General features: G+C 35.5%; 20 protein-coding genes and 1 pseudogene. 3 read left to right on the forward strand and 18 right to left on the reverse strand.

Annotated elements, in window-relative coordinates; all coding sequences use genetic code 11:
- Positions 1 to 736 precede the first annotated feature (736 nt).
- From GKP30_RS06755 to GKP30_RS06805, 13 genes and pseudogenes are all read right to left on the reverse strand, one after another.
- Positions 737 to 1,768, reverse strand: a complete 1,032-nt coding sequence (locus GKP30_RS06755; protein ID WP_216828657.1) for an LLM class flavin-dependent oxidoreductase — start codon at positions 1,766 to 1,768, stop codon at positions 737 to 739.
- Positions 1,769 to 1,890: 122 nt separating this feature from the next.
- Complete coding sequence (locus tag GKP30_RS06760) at positions 1,891 to 3,453, reverse strand: ATP-dependent acyl-CoA ligase (protein ID WP_216828658.1); 1,563 nt, start codon at positions 3,451 to 3,453, stop codon at positions 1,891 to 1,893.
- 19 nt (positions 3,454 to 3,472) lie between these two features.
- Entirely contained in the window at positions 3,473 to 4,627 is a 1,155-nt protein-coding gene (locus GKP30_RS06765) for a thiolase family protein (RefSeq protein ID WP_216828659.1), read from the reverse strand.
- Between the two features lie 11 nt (positions 4,628 to 4,638).
- Positions 4,639 to 4,758: a hypothetical protein gene (locus GKP30_RS24005; protein WP_407928591.1), complete on the reverse strand. Its 120-nt coding sequence runs from the start codon at positions 4,756 to 4,758 to the stop codon at positions 4,639 to 4,641.
- Between the two features lie 8 nt (positions 4,759 to 4,766).
- Positions 4,767 to 4,931 (reverse strand): thiolase C-terminal domain-containing protein, encoded by a 165-nt coding sequence (locus GKP30_RS24010; protein ID WP_407928593.1) that lies wholly within the window; start codon positions 4,929 to 4,931, stop codon positions 4,767 to 4,769.
- Complete coding sequence (locus GKP30_RS06770; protein ID WP_216828660.1) at positions 4,931 to 5,239, reverse strand: hypothetical protein; 309 nt, start codon at positions 5,237 to 5,239, stop codon at positions 4,931 to 4,933. The genes GKP30_RS24010 and GKP30_RS06770 overlap by 1 nt, the downstream gene beginning before the upstream one ends.
- Before the next feature lie 786 nt (positions 5,240 to 6,025).
- Positions 6,026 to 6,525: pseudogene (locus tag GKP30_RS06775) on the reverse strand (SDR family oxidoreductase).
- A 94-nt stretch (positions 6,526 to 6,619) separates the two neighbouring features.
- Positions 6,620 to 7,639, reverse strand: a complete 1,020-nt coding sequence (locus GKP30_RS06780; protein ID WP_216828661.1) for a zinc-binding dehydrogenase — start codon at positions 7,637 to 7,639, stop codon at positions 6,620 to 6,622.
- A gap of 46 nt (positions 7,640 to 7,685) precedes the next feature.
- Positions 7,686 to 8,969 (reverse strand): TRAP transporter large permease, encoded by a 1,284-nt coding sequence (locus GKP30_RS06785; protein WP_236034937.1) that lies wholly within the window; start codon positions 8,967 to 8,969, stop codon positions 7,686 to 7,688.
- A 5-nt stretch (positions 8,970 to 8,974) separates the two neighbouring features.
- A complete protein-coding gene (locus tag GKP30_RS06790) occupies positions 8,975 to 9,469 on the reverse strand; it encodes a TRAP transporter small permease (protein WP_216828662.1) in 495 nt (164 codons plus the stop codon).
- 136 nt (positions 9,470 to 9,605) lie between these two features.
- Positions 9,606 to 10,676, reverse strand: a complete 1,071-nt coding sequence (locus GKP30_RS06795; protein WP_216828663.1) for a TRAP transporter substrate-binding protein — start codon at positions 10,674 to 10,676, stop codon at positions 9,606 to 9,608.
- A 491-nt stretch (positions 10,677 to 11,167) separates the two neighbouring features.
- On the reverse strand, positions 11,168 to 11,389 hold the full coding sequence (locus GKP30_RS06800; RefSeq protein WP_328703125.1) for a ferredoxin: 222 nt from the start codon (positions 11,387 to 11,389) through the stop codon (positions 11,168 to 11,170).
- A 95-nt stretch (positions 11,390 to 11,484) separates the two neighbouring features.
- Entirely contained in the window at positions 11,485 to 12,693 is a 1,209-nt protein-coding gene (locus tag GKP30_RS06805) for a cytochrome P450 (RefSeq protein WP_216828665.1), read from the reverse strand.
- Positions 12,694 to 12,904: 211 nt separating this feature from the next.
- Here GKP30_RS06805 and GKP30_RS06810 point away from each other — a divergent pair, with 211 nt between their 5' ends.
- Complete coding sequence (locus tag GKP30_RS06810) at positions 12,905 to 13,489, forward strand: TetR/AcrR family transcriptional regulator (protein WP_216828666.1); 585 nt, start codon at positions 12,905 to 12,907, stop codon at positions 13,487 to 13,489.
- Between the two features lie 67 nt (positions 13,490 to 13,556).
- Here the strand turns inward: GKP30_RS06810 and GKP30_RS06815 are convergent, their stop codons facing one another.
- Positions 13,557 to 14,906, reverse strand: a complete 1,350-nt coding sequence (locus tag GKP30_RS06815; RefSeq protein WP_216828667.1) for a phenylacetate--CoA ligase family protein — start codon at positions 14,904 to 14,906, stop codon at positions 13,557 to 13,559.
- A gap of 214 nt (positions 14,907 to 15,120) precedes the next feature.
- Here GKP30_RS06815 and GKP30_RS06820 point away from each other — a divergent pair, with 214 nt between their 5' ends.
- Complete coding sequence (locus GKP30_RS06820) at positions 15,121 to 16,308, forward strand: thiolase family protein (RefSeq protein WP_216828668.1); 1,188 nt, start codon at positions 15,121 to 15,123, stop codon at positions 16,306 to 16,308.
- A 139-nt stretch (positions 16,309 to 16,447) separates the two neighbouring features.
- Complete coding sequence (locus GKP30_RS06825; protein WP_328703128.1) at positions 16,448 to 17,170, forward strand: SDR family NAD(P)-dependent oxidoreductase; 723 nt, start codon at positions 16,448 to 16,450, stop codon at positions 17,168 to 17,170.
- A 97-nt stretch (positions 17,171 to 17,267) separates the two neighbouring features.
- Here the strand turns inward: GKP30_RS06825 and GKP30_RS06830 are convergent, their stop codons facing one another.
- The 4 genes from GKP30_RS06830 to GKP30_RS06845 all read right to left on the reverse strand — a co-directional run bounded on the left by GKP30_RS06830 (position 17,268) and on the right by GKP30_RS06845 (position 21,585).
- Positions 17,268 to 18,638: a hypothetical protein gene (locus GKP30_RS06830; RefSeq protein ID WP_216828670.1), complete on the reverse strand. Its 1,371-nt coding sequence runs from the start codon at positions 18,636 to 18,638 to the stop codon at positions 17,268 to 17,270.
- 80 nt (positions 18,639 to 18,718) lie between these two features.
- Positions 18,719 to 20,716 (reverse strand): acetoacetate--CoA ligase, encoded by a 1,998-nt coding sequence (locus tag GKP30_RS06835; RefSeq protein WP_216828671.1) that lies wholly within the window; start codon positions 20,714 to 20,716, stop codon positions 18,719 to 18,721.
- 264 nt (positions 20,717 to 20,980) lie between these two features.
- Positions 20,981 to 21,163, reverse strand: coding sequence for a hypothetical protein (locus GKP30_RS06840; RefSeq protein ID WP_216828672.1), 183 nt, complete (start codon positions 21,161 to 21,163; stop codon positions 20,981 to 20,983).
- A gap of 26 nt (positions 21,164 to 21,189) precedes the next feature.
- Entirely contained in the window at positions 21,190 to 21,585 is a 396-nt protein-coding gene (locus GKP30_RS06845) for a DUF2203 domain-containing protein (protein ID WP_216828673.1), read from the reverse strand.
- Between the last annotated feature and the right edge of the window lie 96 nt (positions 21,586 to 21,681).

The following is a 21,681-nucleotide window of genomic DNA, read 5'->3' on the forward strand; positions in this document are numbered from 1 at the left end:
TCCCAAACTAAAGGTGACAACAGGGGGCCCTGCGCTGCTACAAAAAGCTGAAGGTTTTTTCAACCATAACTTAGAAATGAGAAGGTGCTACTCTAGTATCTCCAAGTCCCGCAACTGATCCTAAACAAGCAGAAACGACAAGCACTCATTCCATATTAGCTATGACTAAATTCCATGCAGGGTTAATTAGAATATACGTATGTCCTTCAGTATCCAGGTAATTTACACTTCCTTCTCCACCTGTCCTATCGCCCAATCGTTTAGCATAAATTTGTTTTCACTGGATTAATTCGTCTGCGGCTCCACCTCGAATTGGTAACATCTGCACCGACAACTACTTTACGACCATTTACTCGATCCCTACCGATGATAAAATTTGCTGGAATGAATTCAATTAATTTAACATTTTCATCATATTTTGCTTTTCTAGCAATTGCACCTGTTGGGTGAAAACTATTCGGGACTACTTATACAATCAATTCTTTCTATTACTGTTAATTTTCCATAAAATTTATGTTTTGCAACTCTTTACTCTCTACCCTTTGAAGAGACATTTCTTCACTTTGGCGAAGTCCCTATATTTCTTGTATTCAAGTCATTTCATATTTCCTTATTTACTGAAATTGAACGATTTTTATTACTAAGATTAGAAAAATAAAAAAGGAGGAAAATATAAAATTCTTATTATATATACCCTTCCCCCTTTAATAGAAAACGCTTTCAAAAAATATTATATTTAAATTCTAGGTTTTACATAACGCATAAACAACTCGAGTGATTTATTCCACTTATCTACTGTTGTCCAATCATAAGTAGTTATTAATAACGTACCAAATTCACCTATTTCTTTTTTTAGGTTATTAATTTTTCGAACACAATCATCAGGACTTCCTATAATCCATGGACCCGTTTCGGCCATATATTCTAATGTTACATCCTCATCAGGCATATCTGGGTCTACTTTCGCAAGCGGTCTTAACCCTAACCCAAAGAGGTAATCATAATACGTTTCTTCTGCACCTGCTCTAATATCCTCCCAAGCTTGTTCAGTAGTTTCAGCTACATAAACAACTCGAGTGATTCTCCAATCAGGTCGTGGTGAAGGCCGACCGTGTTCAGCTGCAACTACATCTAATGTTTCGCCGTGTTGTTTAAGAACATGGACTGGAGAAAACATTACACTTAATGGAGAAATACCATGTTTTGCAGCAAGAGTAAAACTGTTTAACGTTGCCAAACCGGCAATTGCCATTGGTGGTCCGCCCTTTGTATATGGTTTTACATTTAGCTCCATTTCGTTCATTTCCCAATACTTTCCTTTATGAGAAACAGGTCCTTCCGTACTAAATATTTTCATAATCATTTCTAATGATTCATTCATCATTGGACGCGTTTCTTCAGGAGCAATATCAAATAATTCCATATCACTTGGTAATCCTCCTGCACCTACCCCCAATATTAGTCTGCCTTCCGTTAAGTGTTCTAGAAAGGCAATTCGCTCAGCTACTTGAAATGGATGGTGGTAAGGTAGTGAAACGACACCCGTCCCTAATGTAATACGTTTAGTAAGCGCTGCAACATAAGCTAACATAATTTCTGCTGATGGAACGATTTCTCTTCCTCCCGAATGATGCTCCCCCATCCATACCTCATCAAATCCTAATTTTTCAGCATAAATAATTTGTTCTATGTCTCTTTTTAAAGCTAAAGTCGTATTCTCTTTTTCTGGATGATCTGGCATAAAAAATAGTCCTGTTCTTAAACCCATGTTATGCACTCTCCCTTTAATTAAAATAATATTTAATTAGCAATATATCGTATCATTTGATATATAACTAAATTGAAAGACAAACTAGATAAAAATGCATGTTATGTCAGGCTCCACATTTCTTATTTCTTAATATTATGCTTCTCACGGTCCCACGCCGAATCAATACCTTCTTTCCGTAATTCATACTTTTGGATTCTCTCGGTTGCTGTCTTCGGAAATTTGTGACGAAGTTCTATATAGCGTGGTATCATATAATAAGCCATATTTTGTTCGCAATACTTGATGAATTTTTCAAAGTCGAATTTCTTTTCGTCTATATTACTTTTTAATATTAAATATACCTTTACATCTTCCTCAGACAGTTCAGAAGGAACACCAACAGCTGCGCTTTCTACTACATCTGGATGCTTATTAATAATCTTCTCAATTTCATAAGAAGAGATATTTTCCCCCCTGTAACGTATGCAATCTTTCAATCTATCTTTAAAGTAAAAGAAGCCTTCTTCATCCACAGAACCTCTATCCCCTGTGAAAAACCAGCCGTCTTCAACTGCCTCAGCGGTCTTGTCTGGCATTTTATAATACCCTGAAAATATCGTGTTTTCTTGTTTTGCACGAATGGCAATTTCACCATCTGTATTAGGTGGTAATTCCTTACGATTTGGAGCAACAATTTTCACGTCTAGGTGAGATAAAGGTTTCCCAATTGAACCTATTTTTTGGTCTCTCAACGTGTTACACATACTTACAGTCGCTACTTCACTAAGTCCATACCCTTCTAGGATCTTTAAATTAAATCGTTTTTCGAACCCTTCCCATATTTCTTTCGGTGCAGCTCCTCCAAATACTTTAGTTACTGAATGATCACGGTCTGTCATGCTTTGCTCTTGTTTATATAAAATAGTTAACATCGAACCAATGTAATTAAAAAACGTCGCCTTGCTTTCTTTCACTTCTTTCCAAAAATTAGAGGCACTAAAGCGTTCTGATAAAACGAGCTGTGCTCCTTTTAATAGAGCTCCCATTGTAGATAACTGTTGTGCGTTGCAATGAAATAAAGGTAAACAAGTATATAAAATATCTTCTTCTTTAACTTTTCCATATTCATCGACGAATTTTAATGCTGTATTAATGTAAGTGAAATGTGATAATATAACTCCTTTTGGGAGACCCGTAGTACCAGATGTGTAAATGATTGACATTGGGTCCTGTTGCGATATATTTGCGGGCTTAATTGTTTTACTATAGTTAAAACTCTCTTCTATTATGGATAATTTATTCATGATCTTTATTTTGTCAGATAGACTTTGTTTCACGTTACTAATATTTTCCTCAAAAACTTTATCATAAATTAGTAAATGAGAATCCGAATGGTTTAAAATATGTTTTAAACTGTCTCCTTTAATATGTGTATTTACGGGAACCATGACAGCTCCTAATTTAGCTAGTGCAAACCATATGAAAATAAAATCAGGGTGATTTTTTAATAATAACGCAACATGACTACCTTTTTTGATACCTTTAGACGACAATACGTGGGCAATTTGTGTTGAACGTTCATCTACTTGTTGATATGAAAAGCTCTTCCTTTTGTATTTTATAAAGGTATGATTAGGTTTTCTTGATACTTGGTGCACTAAAGCATCAACGATATGATTTAGTTGAATATTTCCTTCTACCAAATGACTTTACCTCCAATCATTATTGAATTCTTTCAATTATTGTAGCATTAGCCATCCCATGTCCTTCACAAATCGTCTGTAATCCATACTTTCCACCTGTTCTTTCGAGCTCATGAAGCAAAGTTGTAAATAATCGAGTACCACTTGCCCCTAGTGGATGACCGAGTGCAATAGCTCCACCATTTGGGTTTAACTTTTCTGGGTCAGCACCTGTTTCTTTTAACCACGCCATTGGGACGGAAGCAAAAGCTTCGTTTACCTCATATATATCAATATCCTCTATTGATAGACCCGTTCTTTTTAATATCTTTTCTGTTACCGTAATCGGTCCTGTTAACATAAGAGTCGGGTCTGAGCCGATGACTGACCTTGCGAGTATTTTAAACTTTGGTTTTAAACCCAACTCAATAGCTTTTTGTTTTTCCATAAGCAAAACAGCAGACGCACCGTCACTTATTTGACTTGAGTTTCCTGCATGTATCTTTCCACCGTCTTTAAACACAGGTGATAAAGTACTAAGTTTTTCTATACTTGTATTAAATCGAGGTCCAGAATCTTTAGTAATTATCTCCTTGTCCCCAGCCTCATTGATTACTTCAATTGGTAGAATTTCTGTTTTAAATCTATTTTCATTCATTGCTCTAATCGCTTTTTGATGACTTTCATAAGCAAATTGATCCATTTCTTCGCGGCTAATTTCCCATTTGTCAGCAATCCATTCTGCTGACATTCCTTGGTTTGTCATCTTAAATCGAGAAGTTAAATCTGGATGAAAATCAACAGGTCCTAAAAAATTTGAAAACATCGGAACTCTTGTCATATTTTCGATACCAGCAGCAATAACTACATCCATATCACCACTAAGAATGGCTTGAGCAGCAAAATGAATGGCTTGTTGACTAGACCCGCATTGTCTATCAACTGTAGTTCCAGGAACTTCAATAGGAAAACCTGCTAGAAGACTTGCAAGTCTACCAATATCGGCTGCTTGTTCCCCAACTTGAGTAACACAGCCCATTATGACATCTTCAATCGTTTCTGGTTCGATTTCAGACCTGTTCACGACTTCTTTTAGTACAGAAGCCGCCAACTCATCTGAACGAATATTGCTAAATATTCCCCCTTTTTTTCCTAACGGAGTCCGTACTGCTTCGATAACAACAACTTCTCTCATATAATTGCCTCCTACCTTTTTAAAATTGTAATCGCACTTGCTGCGTTTTCCTGACCTAAAAACCCACCAGCATTCTCAGATAAAGCAACCTTTGCATTCTCTACTTGTCTTGGACCAACCTCACCTCTCAATTGGAAAACTAACTAACAAATTTGACCAATACCAGTTGCTCCAACAGGATGACCTTTGCCTCAAGTCCTCCACTCGTATTTACTGGCTTAGAACCATTCAAGAAAGTAATTTTGTCTACTATTAATTGGACAGCATTTCCATGATCACATAATCCCAGTTCTTCATAAGTCATTAGCTCTGATGATGCTGCTGCATCATGAATTTCAAAAACATCAATATCCTGGCCCCAAACCAGCCTCTTGATATTTCTTTCGTATTTGGTAAAGAAGCTCCAATCTCTCCGCCTGCTATTAACCTTGTAACTGAACTTTCTTTTAAATTCATTCCCTTTTCACGTGCCTTCATAAGTAAATGCATGCAATAAGAGACAGTCCCCGAAAAGGTTGAAGGTTTAATTTTATTGATCATATCTAGATGTTTATCAGATTCGATGGCTCCTAGTGGAAAAACCGTAGATCCAATTCGTTCTGCGCCTTGCAATACACCTCAACCTCCAAAAAATAACGAAAAAGGAAAACCGATTTGGATCGTGTCATCAGGTCTTAGCCCTGTTGACCACATAGCCATCGCATGAACTTCAGCCGCACGTTCCCAATCCTCTTTACTTACTTGATAGAATGTTGGTGTTCCAGATGTACGACTTGAACCTTGATTCTTGCAATATCTTTAGACTTAAAAGGTCCAGCATAACTTCCAAATGGCGCTGATTCTAGCTGGTCAGCTACAAGCATATTTTTAGTAATAATTGTACTTTCAGGGTGAAGTCTTCTAAGGTTTTAACATCAGATGGCTTAAAATTATGTTGATCAAAATGTTTTCGATAGAAAGGTAATGTGTTAAAGGCGTACTCTAATTGGTTTTGTATTCTCTTTAGGATAAGTCCATTTCTTTTATGAGGATCTAATGTTTCTCTTTCCTCATTCCAGTATTTTTAGTACCCTCTATTGTCCATTATTTTGGTCACTATTCATCATTCCTCCTAAATAATTTATATGATTTGAAGACTTTCTTGAAACTTATATATAGGATTATTCAGAATTATTATTATAAACTTAAATCATTTAAATTTTACTACGAATTAAAAAGAGGTCAAACCTCCACTTATTACCGAGTAGGTGGAGGCTTTTATATGGATTTTATCGAAAGAGGAATGTAATAACTATTAGAAGAATAGTAGAAGTATTGTAATGGAAATAAGAGAATATTAATGAAAAGATGTCAGCTGTAAATTAATCTATTTGTTGTTTTTATTTTTTAAAATAGTAGTTACATGGCACTATATCCACCATCTACCATTATAATAGCTCCAGTAACATATGCACTAGCGTTGGATGCTAAAAAAACAGAAGCTCCTTTTAGGTCATCATCAGAACCAAACTGGTTTAATGGAGTTTGAGCTAAAATAGCTTCTTCGCTCTCTTCTAAAACAGCTTTAGCCATTTTCTTGGAATCTTCTAGTGGTGTACCCCATGTTGCGCCACTGTTATTAAATAAAATATCAATTTTTCCAAACTCTTTTATTGTTTCTGATAATACATTATTTACATGATCTGGATTTGTCACATCACATTTGATCGCTAAAGATTTAATACCTAATTCACGAAGTTTTTGACTCGTTATTTCACAGTCTTCAATCTTTCTCGAATATACAACAACATTGGCACCAAACTCTGCTAGGGCAATTGCGATTTGTTCACCTAACCCGCGCCAGCCTCCAGTACAATTGCAGTTTTACCCTTAAGGTCAAATAGTTCTTTTGTTTTCAAAGATTAATCCTCCGTTTATAATTAAAAAGTGATTGAGTATGTATGTATTCCCCCACTAAATCTATGGACTTATGTGGGGGAATGAAATTGGGCATTATTGAGGAATGGTTAAAACAATCTTACCGAACTGGCTTCCTTTTTCCATTTGTATATGTGCTTCATCTACTTGTTCTAATGGGTAGACTTGATCTACAACAGGGCGGATTTTATTTTTTTCATATAAAGAAAGCATTTCAGCAAACTCTTCTGGTGTACCCATCGTTGAACCCATAATATGAAGTTGTTTAAAGAAAACTCGAGGCATTAATAGGTTATTTACTGGACCTAGTGTTGCACCAAATGAGACAATTCTTGCTCCAGGCTTTGCAAGATTCACTAAGTCATTAAAGGTATCTCCTCCAATACTGTCGATTAAGAGGTCTCCACCACCAGACAACTTCTTCAATTCTTTTACCCAATTTTCGGATCGGTAGTTAACTCCACCTGATGCCCCTAATTCAACAGCTTTGGCAATTTTTTCTTCACTACTTGAAGTGACAAATACTTGAGCTCCTTTAGCAACTGCAATCTGTAGAGCAAAAGTGGCAACTCCACCACCAATACCAGGAATAATGACTGTATCCCCTTCCTTAACTTTCCCTTTTGTTACAACAGAGCGATAAGCAGTAAGACCAGCTAGTGGAAGGGCAGCAGCTTCTTCCCATAATAAATATGCAGGTTTTGGAAATACATTTTCAGCAGGAATTTTAATATACTGAGCATAGGTCCCATCAATAGGAACGCCAAGTACAGTAAATGTAGGTTTCGGAAAGTCTGGATGGTCTCCCCAACCCATAGCAGGGTTTATTACAACTTCATTTCCTACTTCGAATCCTTGGACACCTTCACCTAAGTCTGCTACAACACCTGCACCATCAGCACCAGGTATGGAAGGGACTTGGATTCCTGGATACATACCATAACGAATAAAAACATCACGACGGTTTAATGCGGCGGAACGTAATTGGACAAGGATTTCACCTCGGCCTGGCTTTGGAGTTTCGACCTCTTCTAAATATAAATCTGCTTTTTTTTCCCCAGGTTTTACAACATCTTTTAACACAATCGCTTTCATTATTAACCTCCTATTTCAGATCAATCTAGTTTTTTAGTTAATAGGTTTATCTCAATAGAGTTGGCAAGAAAAGTGATATTTGCGGGAATAAAGTGACAATTAATAAAACGATAAGTAACGCAATAAAGATTGGAACTAAATACTTAAACGTTTTTTCAAAGGAAATACCTGCCATTCGAGAAGCAATAAATACATTAACTCCCATTGGTGGTGTTAATAAACCTAAAGTTAAATTGATACAAACAATTATACCAAAATGCATCGGATCTACCCCTAAATTCACTACAATTGGTAGTAATAATGGGACAAAAATCATCAATGCAGCAATCGTTTCCATTACCATCCCTACTAGGAGTAAGAACACATTAATGATGAGTAGAATGACAATTGGATTTGTTGAAATACCACTAAGTAATTCAGATAGATATTGAGGAATTTGTTCTAACGATAATACGCGACCAAAGAATGCTGCAGCTCCAACTAATATTAAAACTCCACCGCTAACCGCTGATGTACGCATAAAGATATCTGGAATATCTTTTAACCCGATTTCTTTATGAACAAGTAAACTAATAATTAAACTATAAAAAACAGCGATTACCGCAGCTTCTGTCGGTGTAAAAATTCCGCCATAGATCCCACCTAAAACAATAATTGGTGCTAATAAAGCAAACTTAGCGTCATAAAATGCTTTGAGCATTTCTTTAAAACTACTTTTCTCTCCTCCAACATAACCTTCTTTTTTACAAATAATATAGTTTACAATAATTAATGCAATTCCAATTAGGATTCCAGGGATAATACCTGCGATAAATAGTCCACCAATGGATACACCTGATATAACTCCAAAAAGAATGAATAAAATACTTGGTGGAATAATAGGACCCATTGATCCTGAACTTGCTACAATAGAAGCTGCATAAGGCTTAGCATAACCTCTATTAATCATATAAGGAAGCATAATTCCACCAATAGCTGCTACTGTTGCAGGCCCCGAACCTGAAATGGCAGCAAAGATAAAACTAGCAATTACCGTAATTATTCCAAGACCGCCTGTAAAAGAACCTACAAGCTTTTCTGCAAATAATACGAGGCGCTTAGCAATACCACCTTTACTCATAATCTCACCAGCTAAAATAAAAAGGGGGATTGCAATCAGTGGAAATGAATCACTCGCGCCAAATGAAGCTGTAATGAAGAGGTTTAAAGTCGCAAGGTCATTAATAATCAGTACAACAAGACTAGAAATACCTAGGGCAATGGCCACTGGCATATTCGTTGCAATAAGTAAGAAGAACATCGTAAACAACAATAAAAAAGTAATTAGCAAGTGACTCACTCCTCCTTAGCATTTACTAGATTATTACTTTTAAAATCTTTATAGGCTTGTTGCAACAATCGAAATGCCATAAGGGTGTAACCTATCGGAATTGATATATAAATAATCCCGAGTGGAATTCGCATAGCTGTTGAAATATTACCCTTACCACTCAACATATTTACACTGTATTTGAAACCAATATAAGCAACAAAAATTGAAAAGGCAAACCATAGAATGTTACCTAACAACTCAAGGTAGGGTCTCACTTTAACTGGAAAGGCCATTTTTATCGATTCAATTCGAATATGTGTTTTTTCAATAATTGCATAGCTGGCTCCGATAAAAATAAACCAAATGAATAGATACCTAGATAATTCACCCGACCAACGAAATGAATTACTAAAAACATACCTAGCGACAACTTCAAGCCCCATAATGATGGTAATGGCTAAAAGTAAGAGGAAACAAACATACCCTTCAATAGGTATTTTTTTTCTTTCTGTTGTCAATCTGATCCCCCCTCTTCAAAATAAGATTAATAAAATCAGGCTGACACAAAAGTGCTGAAAATCTGTTTTAAAAGAGGGTGCCTCACCCTCTTTTAATTGTGATAACAGCATTTTGCATTAGCATGTGGACTAATTTTTATTTTCCTAATAACTCTAATGCTCTGTTATATACATCTTCTCCAACTAGATCAATGTTCTTTTCAATTGCTGTTTGAACTACTTCTCCGAAAACTTCATACTCTTCAGGAGTTAATTCATATACTTCTACACCTTCAGCTTTTAGATTTTTTATTGCTGTAACTTCATGATCTACTACTAAATCTCTAGAGAATTGAATCATTTCTTCAGCAGCTTCCAATAAAATGGATTGTAAATCTTCAGGGAGTCCTTCAAAGAAGTCATTATTGATTGTGAACACATATGGAATTAATACGTGATTTGTAACAGTAAGATATTTACTTACTTCATAGAATTGAGAGTCATACATTAATGGTAATGTCGTTGTTAAACCATCGATTGTTCCTTGTTGTAATGAAGTGTATACTTCTGCGAATGTAATAGGTGTTGGATTCCCCCCCATTACTGAGACTGTATCCATAAATAACGACGATTGTGGAGTTCTAATATTTAAACCATTTAAATCGCTTGGTTCTTTAATTGTATGACTACTGTTCAGTAATGATAATCCACCAATATCATAGTATCCTAAAATTTTCCCACCAGTAGCTTGTTCAAACTGTTCTTGTAACTCTTGTCCAAGAGGTCCCTCTGCTAATTTATAAAAATCCTCGCGACCATCAAATAGGAATGGGAAATCATAGATGTTAAATCCATCAATACCACCTGCTTGAGCACCGATAAATGAAGGCATTCCAATGATTTCAACTGAGCCATCGCTTAGTAATTGAAGATCTTCTTCATTAGAAGCAGAAAGAGTACCGTTTAAATATAAATCTACTTTTAACCTTCCATCACTTTTTTCTTCTGCTAGATCTTTAAATCTCTTAAAACCAACAGCAACAAAGTTATCTTCATTTACAACAGCAGGAATTCTTATCGTATAAGTTTCAGCACTTGATGTGCCATTAGAATCACCCTCATTTGGTTCACTTGACCCAGTTTCAGAAGAGCCTCCACATGCTGTTAATGCTAATAAAAGTGATAACAACGTAATTAACATTATTAAGTTCAATTTTTTTGTAATCATATAATTTCCCCCTATATAAAATTATTAAAAGATAAGCTTCATTCTTATTCAGCAGGATTAGTAAACGCTTTCATTTTATTGTTTAGTACCACTAGACGAATATTGACAATCTTCCATGTAGAAATAATTATCAAGAATTTTCATAATCACCTCCCTTTAAGGTAAAATAACTTTTTAGTAGATTGTTCTTTTATGTATCGAATATTCTACATAACAGTAGTTTATCAAACAAATAGTTAAAAATTAAATTCATGTTTCTTACTATAGAGGTTATTAAATTGAAAAAGTTTTGTATATTAATTTAAAATATTCTGTATTATCTGAACTTTTGTTCAAATTGTATATCTTTATTTAAATTTAGTCAATAATAAAAACTAAAAAGTTAGTTTTTATTATTTATTCGAAATAGTTGTTAATTTTTGGGATTGTCTTAAAAGACTACAACAACGAGGGGATTTGTCCCTCGTTGTTTAAACCTCTACTATGGGTACTTAAGGAAATAACTGCTTTCCTGTATTTTCATCAATTACTGTAATAGCACTAACGGGGCATAATTCTGCTGTTTCCATTATACTTTCTGCGCTATGTGACTCTGAATTTTTAACTTCTGCCTTTCCCTCTCTTAAATAGAAGATTCCTTTTGATGCATACATACAAGTCATTGTACCAACGCATTTAGAGCGGTCAACTGTTACCTTTATATCTTCCTTCACGTACATCCCTCCTCATACATTCTAATTCCACATTCCATTTTTATAATAGACCCCAAGGTTTGAGTTATTATTGAAACTGGGCGCTTAACACAACTTTAATATAAACTGATATTCAAATACTTTAAGCCGCGATTTACAAAAGTAGGCTGCCATTCAACTTTTTGGTCTAAAACACGATAAGATGGAAACTTCTCAATAAACTTACCTAAGGCTATACGACCTTCTTGTAATGCTAACGGAGCTCCTAAGCAATAATGGATTCCTCTACCAAATCCTAGATGATGGTTAGGACTTCGTGTGATATCGAATTCATTAGGTCGCTCAAAAACTGCTGGATCTCTATTCGCTGAAGCTTGAACTAATAATACTTTGTCACCTATCTTAATTTCTTTATCATTTAATATGAAATCTTCTTTTGCTACTCTTACCATCGCTTTACTCGGTCCATCATAACGTAAAATTTCATCTACGGCAGTATTGATGAGTTCTGGTTTATTCTTTAATAGCTGTAATTGTTCAGGATGGTTGTTAAAAGCTAACAGACCATTTGCAATTAAATTAGTTGTCGTTTCGTGTCCACCAAATACTAGAAGTGTACATGTTGAAATTACTTCATCATCTGACAATTTATCTTGATCTTCTGACGCTTCTACGAGCGCAGAAATTAAATCTTCTTTTGGATTAACTCTCCTATCTTTTATAATCACTTTAAGATAGTCCACCATTTCAGATAAACTGTTTTTAGCAACTTCATGTCTGTTCTCTACTTCCGCAGCTCCAAAGACAAGTAACATAAGATCATCTGACCATTTTTTAATAAGGTTTCTATCTTCTTTTGGCACTCCTAATAAATCAGAAATGACCATGATTGGTAGAATGCTAGCATAACTTTGTAGTACATTCACTTCCCTATTTTTAGACATATCATTTAATAAATAATCGGTTGTCTCTTCTATTTTAGGTAGGAGTTTATTTACAGCTTTAGGTGTAAACGCTTTGTTCATTAACATACGAAGTCTTGTGTGTTTTGGTGGATCATTAAACACTAACCAATTTGATAAAATCGTATAGGTTGAAGACATTTCTTGTTGCTTCTCCTTCCCCATTCCTTTAGAAGGCCTCACTCTTTCTGCAGATAATCTAATATCTTGAAACCCATTTTTAACTTCTTCATAACTTGTAAAAATCCAACCACCCCATTGGCTGTTCCAATATACTGGATCATGTTTCCTTAACGTCTCATAGTAACTATAGGGATCCACAACTACTAGAGGATCCAATAAATCATTATTAATTGTTTGCATTATAAAATTCCCCTTCCACAACATTTTATTAAACATTCGTTTACTTATTGAATTAATATTTACCTAATTATAGTTTATATTTTCAGACAATTCAATGACCTAACCGAAATTAATTGAATAATTATTCAAATTTTTAACTAAAATTTTGTATCTGTGGTATAATTTAAGTAATTTCAGAATTATTAATCAATTTATGGTGAGGTGAAGCTACATGTCTTTACATAAACAGAAAGTAGAAATGAAAAAGCAAGAAATCATTCGGTCAGCTGCCAAAACTCTTCAAGAAAAAGGGTTTTACGGGACGACAATGGAAGAAATCGCAGCGCAGCTTTTGATGACCAAAGGCTCTTTATACCACTATTTTAAAAATAAAGAAGATTTGTTATATCAATGCCACAAAATCATTCTTGATATTAGTATCGATAAGATCGAAGCTATAATTGATACTAACCAAAGTAATACCAATAAAATCGAAGAAATTATCCGCTTCCATATAAATTTAGCCCTTGAAGAAAATGCCTTATTTAGCTTAATTGATAACCCAGAGCATACTTTTTCAGAAGAAAATTTCTTAAAAATTAGTAAAAGACGTTCCTATTACGCTAAATGTATAGACAAAGTGTTAGAACAAGGTTTGGAAGATGGAGAGTTTCGTAATATTGATATTAAAATGACCCGTTTTATTATATTAGGTGCACTGAACTGGATCCAACAGTGGTATAACCCAGATGGAGAAAGAAATCCCACAGAAATAGCGGATTATTTTGTAGACAAATTACTACAAACATTAAGGTAAAATAAAACCAAGAGTAAAAGTGTCCATTCCATTACTCTTGGTTTTTTTGATAACGTTTTCATATAATTTAACGAAGGTCTACTACTCTTTTTGCTTTAAATATCGTTTCATCTAATACACCTGTTTTAACAATTATAACCTTTACTCTAATTCCTAAATTTACTTTTAGCTTTGCCTCTGCTTCTTGTTTCCAAGTTCCTATCTGTTCCTCACTATATTTCTCTTCAAGACATTCAATTTTAACCGTCATTTCATCTAGTTCACCTTTTTTTTCTGCAATGATTTGAAACTCTGGTCCACTCCATTGAAAGGATCGAACAATATTTTCAACGGCACTTGGGTAAATATTAGCTCCTCTAATAATTAACATATCATCTAATCTCCCAAGTACTCCTTCTGGAAGTCGAGGATACGTTCTACCACAGGAACAGGTCTCATCAGCTATATAACTCTCATCACCACTCCAGAAACGGATCATTGGTTGCGATTTTCTCCATAAATGAGTGTAGACAATGCCGCCTCTTACCCCACTTTCTACTCGTACGTTCGGGTTTTCTCGATGAACAATCTCTGCATATACTTCATCCGTATATACGTGTACACCTTGATGAGCTACACACTCAACATTTGTTTGGAATGGGTACATTTCTGAAGTCGAAGCACAATCATGCACACTTGCTCCCCATCCTTCTTCTAAAGCTTTTTTTGTATTTGGTAATGAGCCACCTGCTTCACCACCTACCAACAACCGTTTGACAGAGCAATTAGCCATGTCATATCCGAGTTCCTTCCCTTTTTTAGCCAAATGGAGACAGTACGAAGGGGTAGCAGAAAAAACAGTCGGACGGATTTTAAACAATAAGTCGAGTTGTCTCTCCGTCTCCATAGGCCCCGTCGGAAACGCAGTAGCTCCGATGCGTTCTGCTCCTTGAAGAACTCCCCATCCACCAAAAAAGAGCGCAAATGGAAATGCAATCTGCATAATATCATTAGGACGAATACCAGCTGCCCATTGCGCCATCGCATGAACATCCGCCGCCCTATTCCAATCATCTTTACTTACACGATAAAAAGTTGGTGTACCTGATGTTCCACTAGAACCATGAATTCTTGCTATCTCATCTTCTGAAAAATTCCCTGCATATCCACCGAAAATAGGATTTTCTTTTTGTTCTGCAACTAACATTTTTTTTGTAATGATAGGAACTTTCTCAGTGAAGTCATCTAAACTCTGTACATCCGATGGCTTGAAATTATGGCTGTCATAAATTTTACGATAAAAAGGTAGTTCGTTATATACATACTCTAATTGCTCCTGGATTCTGTTAAGTATGATAATGTCACGTTCTTCCTTTGATCTCGTCTCTCTTTCTTCATCCCAAAACTTTTTGTAGTTAGTTTCACTTTTTACGTTCATTACTAAACCTCCCAAACCTTTGTTCAATTATTAACTATAAATTCTAAACTAATTATATTTTAAAAATTTATAATTATCAATAATCTTTCCCTTTTTATATAAAAATCCTTTATTTTATTATCAATCTGTTGATTTTATTAAATATTGAAAATATAATAAAAATTAAACAGTAATTCAATTTAATACCTAATGTTTAATCACAATGGAGGTTTGTATGAGAAAAGTTGTAATAGCTGGTGTAGGAATGGTACCTTTTGGAAAATATCTCGAACGAAACTTGAAATCTCTCAGTAAGGAAGCTATTGATAAAGCCTTACTAGATACGGGGATCTCTAAGAAATACATTGAAGCTGGTTATGTGGGAAATTCTGTCGCTGGAGTCATAACGGGTCAAGATACCATTAGAGGACAAGTAATTTTGAATAGTTATGGTTTAGGAGGAATTCCAGTATTTAATGTAGAAAACGCATGTGCGAGCGGTTCGACTGCTTTCCATTTAGGATGGCTAGGCGTCTCTTCTGGAATGTATGATTGTGTCCTAATACTAGGTGCCGAGAAAATGACTCATCCTGATCGAAATCAAACGTTTAAAGCGTTTCGGGGTGGTGTTGACGTAGAAGCTATGGCAGATGAAATTAGGAATGAAGATACATCAAAAAGTGTTTTTATGGACATCTATGCTCAATTTGCTAGAAACTTTATGGAACGTACAGGACTTACCAAAACACATTTAGCTAAAGCTGCAGTCAAAAACCATTACAATGGCAGCCTTAATCCTTATGCTCAATATCAACAATCAAGAACTTTTGAAGAAGTATTAAATGACCGACTCGTCTCAGAACCTCTCACCCGGATGATGTGCGCACCAGTCAGTGATGGTGCAGCTGCGTGTATTTTATGTACAGAAGAGTTTTTAAAGAAACATAGCAACAAACCACCGATCTTTGTTGAAGCGACTGTAACAAAATCAACAAATGTCCAAAAAGAAAACGATGGGTTAGGAGTTGTAGCTTTAGCCGCACAAACTGGTTACAAAATGGCAGGATTCGGTCCTGAAGAAATCGATTTATTTGAAGTACACGATACAACAATTGCTGCTGAACTTATGGCTTATGAATCTTTAAACCTATGCCCTACTGGAGAAATCGGGAATTGGATTGATCAAGAATACACAACGATTCATGGACATAAACCCGTTAACGTTAGTGGTGGGTTAATAACGAAAGGACATCCTCTTGGAGCTACTGGAGTTGGTCAAATCGTTGAACTTGTCTGGCAATTAAGAGGAGAAGCTGGAAAAAGACAACTCGAAAAACAACCTAAAACTGCATTAGCTCAAAACGCAGGTGGAATTTTAGGTGCTGAAAATGCAGCTTGTGCAATTACAATCCTAAAGCGGTAATGATGAAAGCGGAAGCGTCCAGTCAGCGGCGTACGGACTGGACTGAGCCGTAGGAGATAAAGGATACGCGACAAAGGTTATTATTTCTTATCTGATTAAAAACTGGGGGGCGTTCAAAATAGAAACTCAAAACATTCTAATTACAGGTGGAAACAAAGGTTTAGGTCAAAGTATTTCTTTGAAATTTTCAAAAGAAAATTATACCGTTTATATCAACTACAATCGTGATGAAGAAAAAGCGAAAGAAACAAAACAACTTATTGAAAATGAAGGTGGAAAAGCCGTCCTTTTACAGGCAGACATAGGTAATAAAGATTCTTTAAAAGCGATGTTAGACTCACTGCCTTCTATCGATGTATTTATTCATAATGCAGTATATGCCAAAACATCTAAAATAGAATCCATCACTGATGAAGAATGGGAAAAGTCAATTGGAGTTAACGTCACCCCTCTTTTAAAAATTAGTCAACATATCTTTTCTGGTATGAAAGAAAAACAATATGGCCGTATATTTGCTATTTCGAGTCTAGGAGCAAGTCGAGCTGTCAATAGTTATACAAATATTGGTGTGGCTAAAGCAGCAGAAGAAGCTATGATCCGTTATATTGCCGGCGAGTGGGGAAAATATGGGATTACCGCTAATACGATCTCTCCTGGTTCAATGGATACGGAAGCATTTCGGTCCGTGTTTGCTGAAAAAGCTGACGAACGATTAGCCTATGTCGCTACAAGAAGCCCTCTAAAAAGAATTGTTTCTTTTGAAGAAGTGGCAAATTTGATTTACCATTACTGTCAACCTGATATGTCAATGGTTACTGGACAAAACATTCGCATTGATGGTGGTTATTCATTATTATCATAATAAGTGGGGCTGTCTCATAAGAGTCAGCCCCTTTGTCATATCTCTGCTTTTAAACTCTACTTTCACCAACAAAGTTTCACCATCCTTTACAAAACTATTACAACAATAAAAATCCTATAAACACCCCGATACTACCGTATATGAGTGCAAAAGGAATATTTTCGGTTGTTATTTTGTAAGGGTTTTGTTTTGTACTCATCGAAGTAATGGTGACAATTACACCATACGGCCCCACAGTTGCTGTTGCTAATCCCGTAGTAATCAAGACGATACCAATACTTAATGGATTAATGAAATCGAACAACGGATGTAGGATTTCGAGTAAAACAGCTATCGTTGCAACAGGGTGGACACCTATCATACTCATCATAAAATAAGCTAATTGAATAAGAAGTAAAATAACGAGCGGTTTTTCTGAAGAAACTATAAACGGCTGTTGGATGAGTTGCAGAAACGGCGTTTCATTTAAACTACTGGAAAAAAACGCTAGAGATAAAAAAAGGGTAACCAAGTTATGAAGGTTATTTGTATGAGCCTTCCAAGTTCCCCATCCAACTGCTAGAAAACTTCGCCATCTTTTCATTAGCAATGCCCAGACAATTGAAAATGGTAGTATAACTAATGTGACTGATAAAATAAAGTTTAAATGAAAATGGTTTCCAAGAGATACGACAACCATTAGAAAAAAAGTTAATGCAATAAATAACTTTACAATTTGTACCGTAATTTTTTTAGGGTTTAACGGCCTATTTAAACCTTCACTAGCTGGAACATAAGGAATAGTCTTAAATTTATTTTTATTCATAATCCAATCCAATATAAGAATCAGTATTGAACATAAAAACAACCAAGGTAAGTAAGTTAAATAACTTACACCCGTAGAATCTACGGTTATAGCGACGATCATTTCCATAGGGCTCCAGATTAGAGCTAGGGAAAATGCTCTCATGGTTGATTGACCGATAAAAGAATTCCTAACCTTCTTTTCCATTTTAGACATGTTTTCTAGAAGTACTTTTTGTGATAAAAAAATAGCCGACAAGCTAATGAACGTCGTAAGAATATATGTAGTAAAAGAACTTCTGACATAAAGCTTTCCTAAATCATCTACGTTTACCTTCATCACTTCATTTATCCTTCTGTCAAATCGCCCAGCTCGTACTACACTATTCATCCACGGTAGAACAAGCAAAAAAGCCAATAAGGGCATCGTTGATATCGTATACAGCGGTATTTCATATAATGGTAACCCTGTATAAATAAAAAATATTAAACCTACTCCGATAAAAATACTACTTAAAACTTTAAATAACTTATTAGCACCGTAAAAAGATAAAAATATCATCGGAATAGTTAATACTCCGACAATATAGGTTAGTACAAAACTCGATAGAAATGTATTAAAAATGTAAATTAACAAGATGACAGAGTAGATGATAAATGTATATTCTTTTAAAAGCCTGCCCATACTCCTTCACCCCAATTCCTTTCAATAACCATTCTACAAATACAACAATAGGCGGAGATTTTGACTCCGCCTACCTATCTTTAAAATAATTTTTCTTTATTTTTCTGCTTTAATGTTTTGGCGAGCTCTATAAAGAATTCAAGTGACTCTGGGTTACTCATAGAATCAGGATTAATTACTTTTTCTAACTCAAACCCTAATAACAATTTTCGAATTGGCACTTCCATTTTCTTTCCGTTTAACGTCTTCGGGATTTGTTCGACTGCAAAAACGTTGTCTGGCATAAAGCGTGGTGAAACATGTGTCCGAACCTGCTCTCTTATTTTAGTAATTAATGTTTCATCTAAGTTTGTGTTTGGTTGTAAGACTACAAAAAGCAACAAGGACGAGTTACGACCACGAACTTCAAGGTCAATCGCTAAACTATCCATTACTTCATCCAATACTTCGACAACACGGTAAATATCACTTGTTCCTGTACGAACCCCTGAACGATTAATCGTTGAATCCGATCGACCGTAAATGATACAACTTCGATTCTCATCAAACTTAATCCAATCCCCATGTTTCCAAATTCCAGGGTACGTATCAAAATAACTATGAAAATACCTTTTGTTATCATGGTCATTCCAAAAATAGAGTGGCATTGATGGCATTGGTTTTGTAATAACTAGTTCTCCAACTTGATTTGTAAGTGTATTTCCTTCTTCATCAAATGCTTCGGCATGAACACCTAATGCAGGACCTTGAATTTCACCAATCTTAACAGGCAGAGTTGGTACACCGCCAACAAATCCTGTACACACATCAGTTCCTCCACTAGAAGAGCTTAACCAGATGTCATTTTTAACATTCTCATAAACCCATACAAATCCATTATCAGATAGCGGAGCACCAGTTGAACACAATGCTTTTAAGTTTGATAGATTATAGTTTTTCTGTGGCTGTACATTTAACTTTTGGCAATTCATTAAGAAAGGAGCACTCGTACCAAAAAATGTTACGTTAGCATCTTGGGCTAATTCCCATAACGTATCCATACTTGGATACGACGGACTTCCATCATAAAGAACGATTTTAGAACCTGCCAATAAACCACCAATTAGTAAATTCCACATGACCCAGCCTGTTGAAGTAAACCAAAAAATAGAATCATCTTCTGATAGGTCTTGATGTATTTTTAGCGACTTAAGGTGTTCGACTAGAATTCCGCCGTGACCTTGTACAATCGGCTTTGGCATTCCAGTCGTTCCAGAGGAATAAAGAATCCATAGCGGGTGATCAAAGGGAACGCTTTCAAAAGTTAATTGAGCCTCATGATTTAAAAGATCGCTCCAAGGAATAACATCCTCTAGTTGATTATCATTTGAGTCCTCATCTATGTATGGAACTAAAATAGTTTGTTTAATTGATTTTAACTCTTTTTGCATCTCTGAAACAACCGATGTTTTATCAAATAACTTCCCGTTATATTGATAACTGTCAATGGCAAATAAAACAACAGGTTCTATTTGTTTAAAGCGATCAATTACACTTCTAGATCCAAAATCAGGAGAACAACTTGACCAAATCGCCCCTATGCTTGCAGTTGCTAGAAAAGCAATGACTGTTTCAGGAACATTTGGCATGTAAGCAACAACACGGTCCCCTCGCCCTACCCCCATTTGTTTTAATGAATGGGCGACAGATGCTACTTTTTCACGCAATTCCTTCCAACTTAACTCACGTTTACGAATATGCTCTGAGCGGAAATAAATGGCTGTTTGTTCATCTTGGTACTTAGAAAAAATATTTTCAGCATAATTCAATCTTGCCCCTTCAAACCATTGAGCTCCTGGCATCTTACGTTCTACTAAAACATGATTATATGGTTGAGTTGCTGTCACCCCACAAAACTCCCAAATAGAGCCCCAAAATTCTTCTAGTTCATCTACAGACCATTTCCATAAATCATTGTAATTTTTAAATGATAATTCTTTTTCAGCTTTGAGCCAGTTCATATATTGATGCATAACTGTGCTTTCAGTCTGTTGTTTTGTTGGCTGCCAAATGACTTCGCCTTCAGAAAAACGCTTCAAAAAAATCTCTCCTCTTCTCTAGAATGGTAAGTATAAAACAACTAAATTCTTTAGAAAAATGTACTTTCAAAAAGCATAAAGATCTCTAAGTTATATTGCATATTTCATGCCAACACTTTAAAGTTAGCCAATCTTGATGCTGTCAATATATTTATCTAAATAGGTCTATGAATATGTATATTATTCAAACAGTCTATTAGTAGATGTTGTACAAATTTACTTCAATTTTGTGCTATCCATTCTTAGAAAAAAGAGAGTACTGAGCTACTCTCCTGTGTTGACAACAATTTTATACCCTAAAGATGCTAGTGTTTGATTATGGTTATCCTCTGAGACAATATAGAATGTTTCATCGTCCTTTGTAACGACTACCTCATCAGGACTTTTATCTACACTGGCCTCTATCAAGCTGTCATAGCTCATTCCTAAAATCGCTGTAATATCCATCGTTTCACCTCCATAGTTAATGTACTTTAGTGAAGCGGTTTTCTACCTGCAAACCCTTCATGCTCACCATGATAATGGGTAATCTTTGACTCCCCTTGTTTCCAACAAAGCAGAACTTCCTCTCCATTTATGATTGCAGGAAAGTCCAGTAAGCCTAAGTCAATCCCCTTTAATTGAACACCTCTGGATTGGATGTTCCGTAGATGCAGCTGGGCCTCCATTTGTAGAAACTCAAGCTCACTTTCTAATGTAAATATACGATCTTTTTCAGCTCGAACCTGATTTGGATTAGTCTTCAAATCCTTCAATTGTTTTATTTTCAATTGGAAGTTTTTTTGAATTTGCTGTAAAGTAACTAATTCTACTTCTAGTAATGGTAATAGTTCGTTTGCTTCTTCTAATGTAAAGTATTTTTTCTCCATCTCGAGCACCTCCAAGATCTCTCCGTATATAGTCCAGGTATTAGCTTCGTTAGATCAGCAGCAAATTCCTGCTTTTACATACAGAAGGGTTGGGAT

Source organism: Alkalihalobacterium elongatum, from assembly GCF_019024285.1.
GTDB classification, from domain to species: domain Bacteria; phylum Bacillota; class Bacilli; order Bacillales; family Bacillaceae_F; genus Alkalihalobacterium; species Alkalihalobacterium elongatum.

Excerpts from the sequence above, each read along its gene's own strand:
- GKP30_RS06755 (WP_216828657.1), bottom strand. The coding sequence starts at position 1,768 with ATGGGTTTAAGAACAGGACTATTTTTTATGCCAGATCATCCAGAAAAA.
- GKP30_RS06765 (WP_216828659.1), bottom strand. The coding sequence starts at position 4,627 with ATGAGAGAAGTTGTTGTTATCGAAGCAGTACGGACTCCGTTAGGAAAA.
- GKP30_RS24010 (WP_407928593.1), bottom strand. The coding sequence starts at position 4,931 with ATGACTTATGAAGAACTGGGATTATGTGATCATGGAAATGCTGTCCAA.
- GKP30_RS06780 (WP_216828661.1), bottom strand. The coding sequence starts at position 7,639 with ATGAAAGCGATTGTGTTAAAAGATGTTGTAAAACCTGGGGAAAAAAAA.
- GKP30_RS06795 (WP_216828663.1), bottom strand. The coding sequence starts at position 10,676 with ATGATTACAAAAAAATTGAACTTAATAATGTTAATTACGTTGTTATCA.
- GKP30_RS06805 (WP_216828665.1), bottom strand. The coding sequence starts at position 12,693 with ATGCAAACAATTAATAATGATTTATTGGATCCTCTAGTAGTTGTGGAT.
- GKP30_RS06810 (WP_216828666.1), top strand. The coding sequence starts at position 12,905 with ATGTCTTTACATAAACAGAAAGTAGAAATGAAAAAGCAAGAAATCATT.
- GKP30_RS06815 (WP_216828667.1), bottom strand. The coding sequence starts at position 14,906 with ATGAACGTAAAAAGTGAAACTAACTACAAAAAGTTTTGGGATGAAGAA.
- GKP30_RS06820 (WP_216828668.1), top strand. The coding sequence starts at position 15,121 with ATGAGAAAAGTTGTAATAGCTGGTGTAGGAATGGTACCTTTTGGAAAA.
- GKP30_RS06830 (WP_216828670.1), bottom strand. The coding sequence starts at position 18,638 with ATGGGCAGGCTTTTAAAAGAATATACATTTATCATCTACTCTGTCATC.
- GKP30_RS06840 (WP_216828672.1), bottom strand. The coding sequence starts at position 21,163 with ATGGATATTACAGCGATTTTAGGAATGAGCTATGACAGCTTGATAGAG.
- GKP30_RS06845 (WP_216828673.1), bottom strand. The coding sequence starts at position 21,585 with ATGGAGAAAAAATACTTTACATTAGAAGAAGCAAACGAACTATTACCA.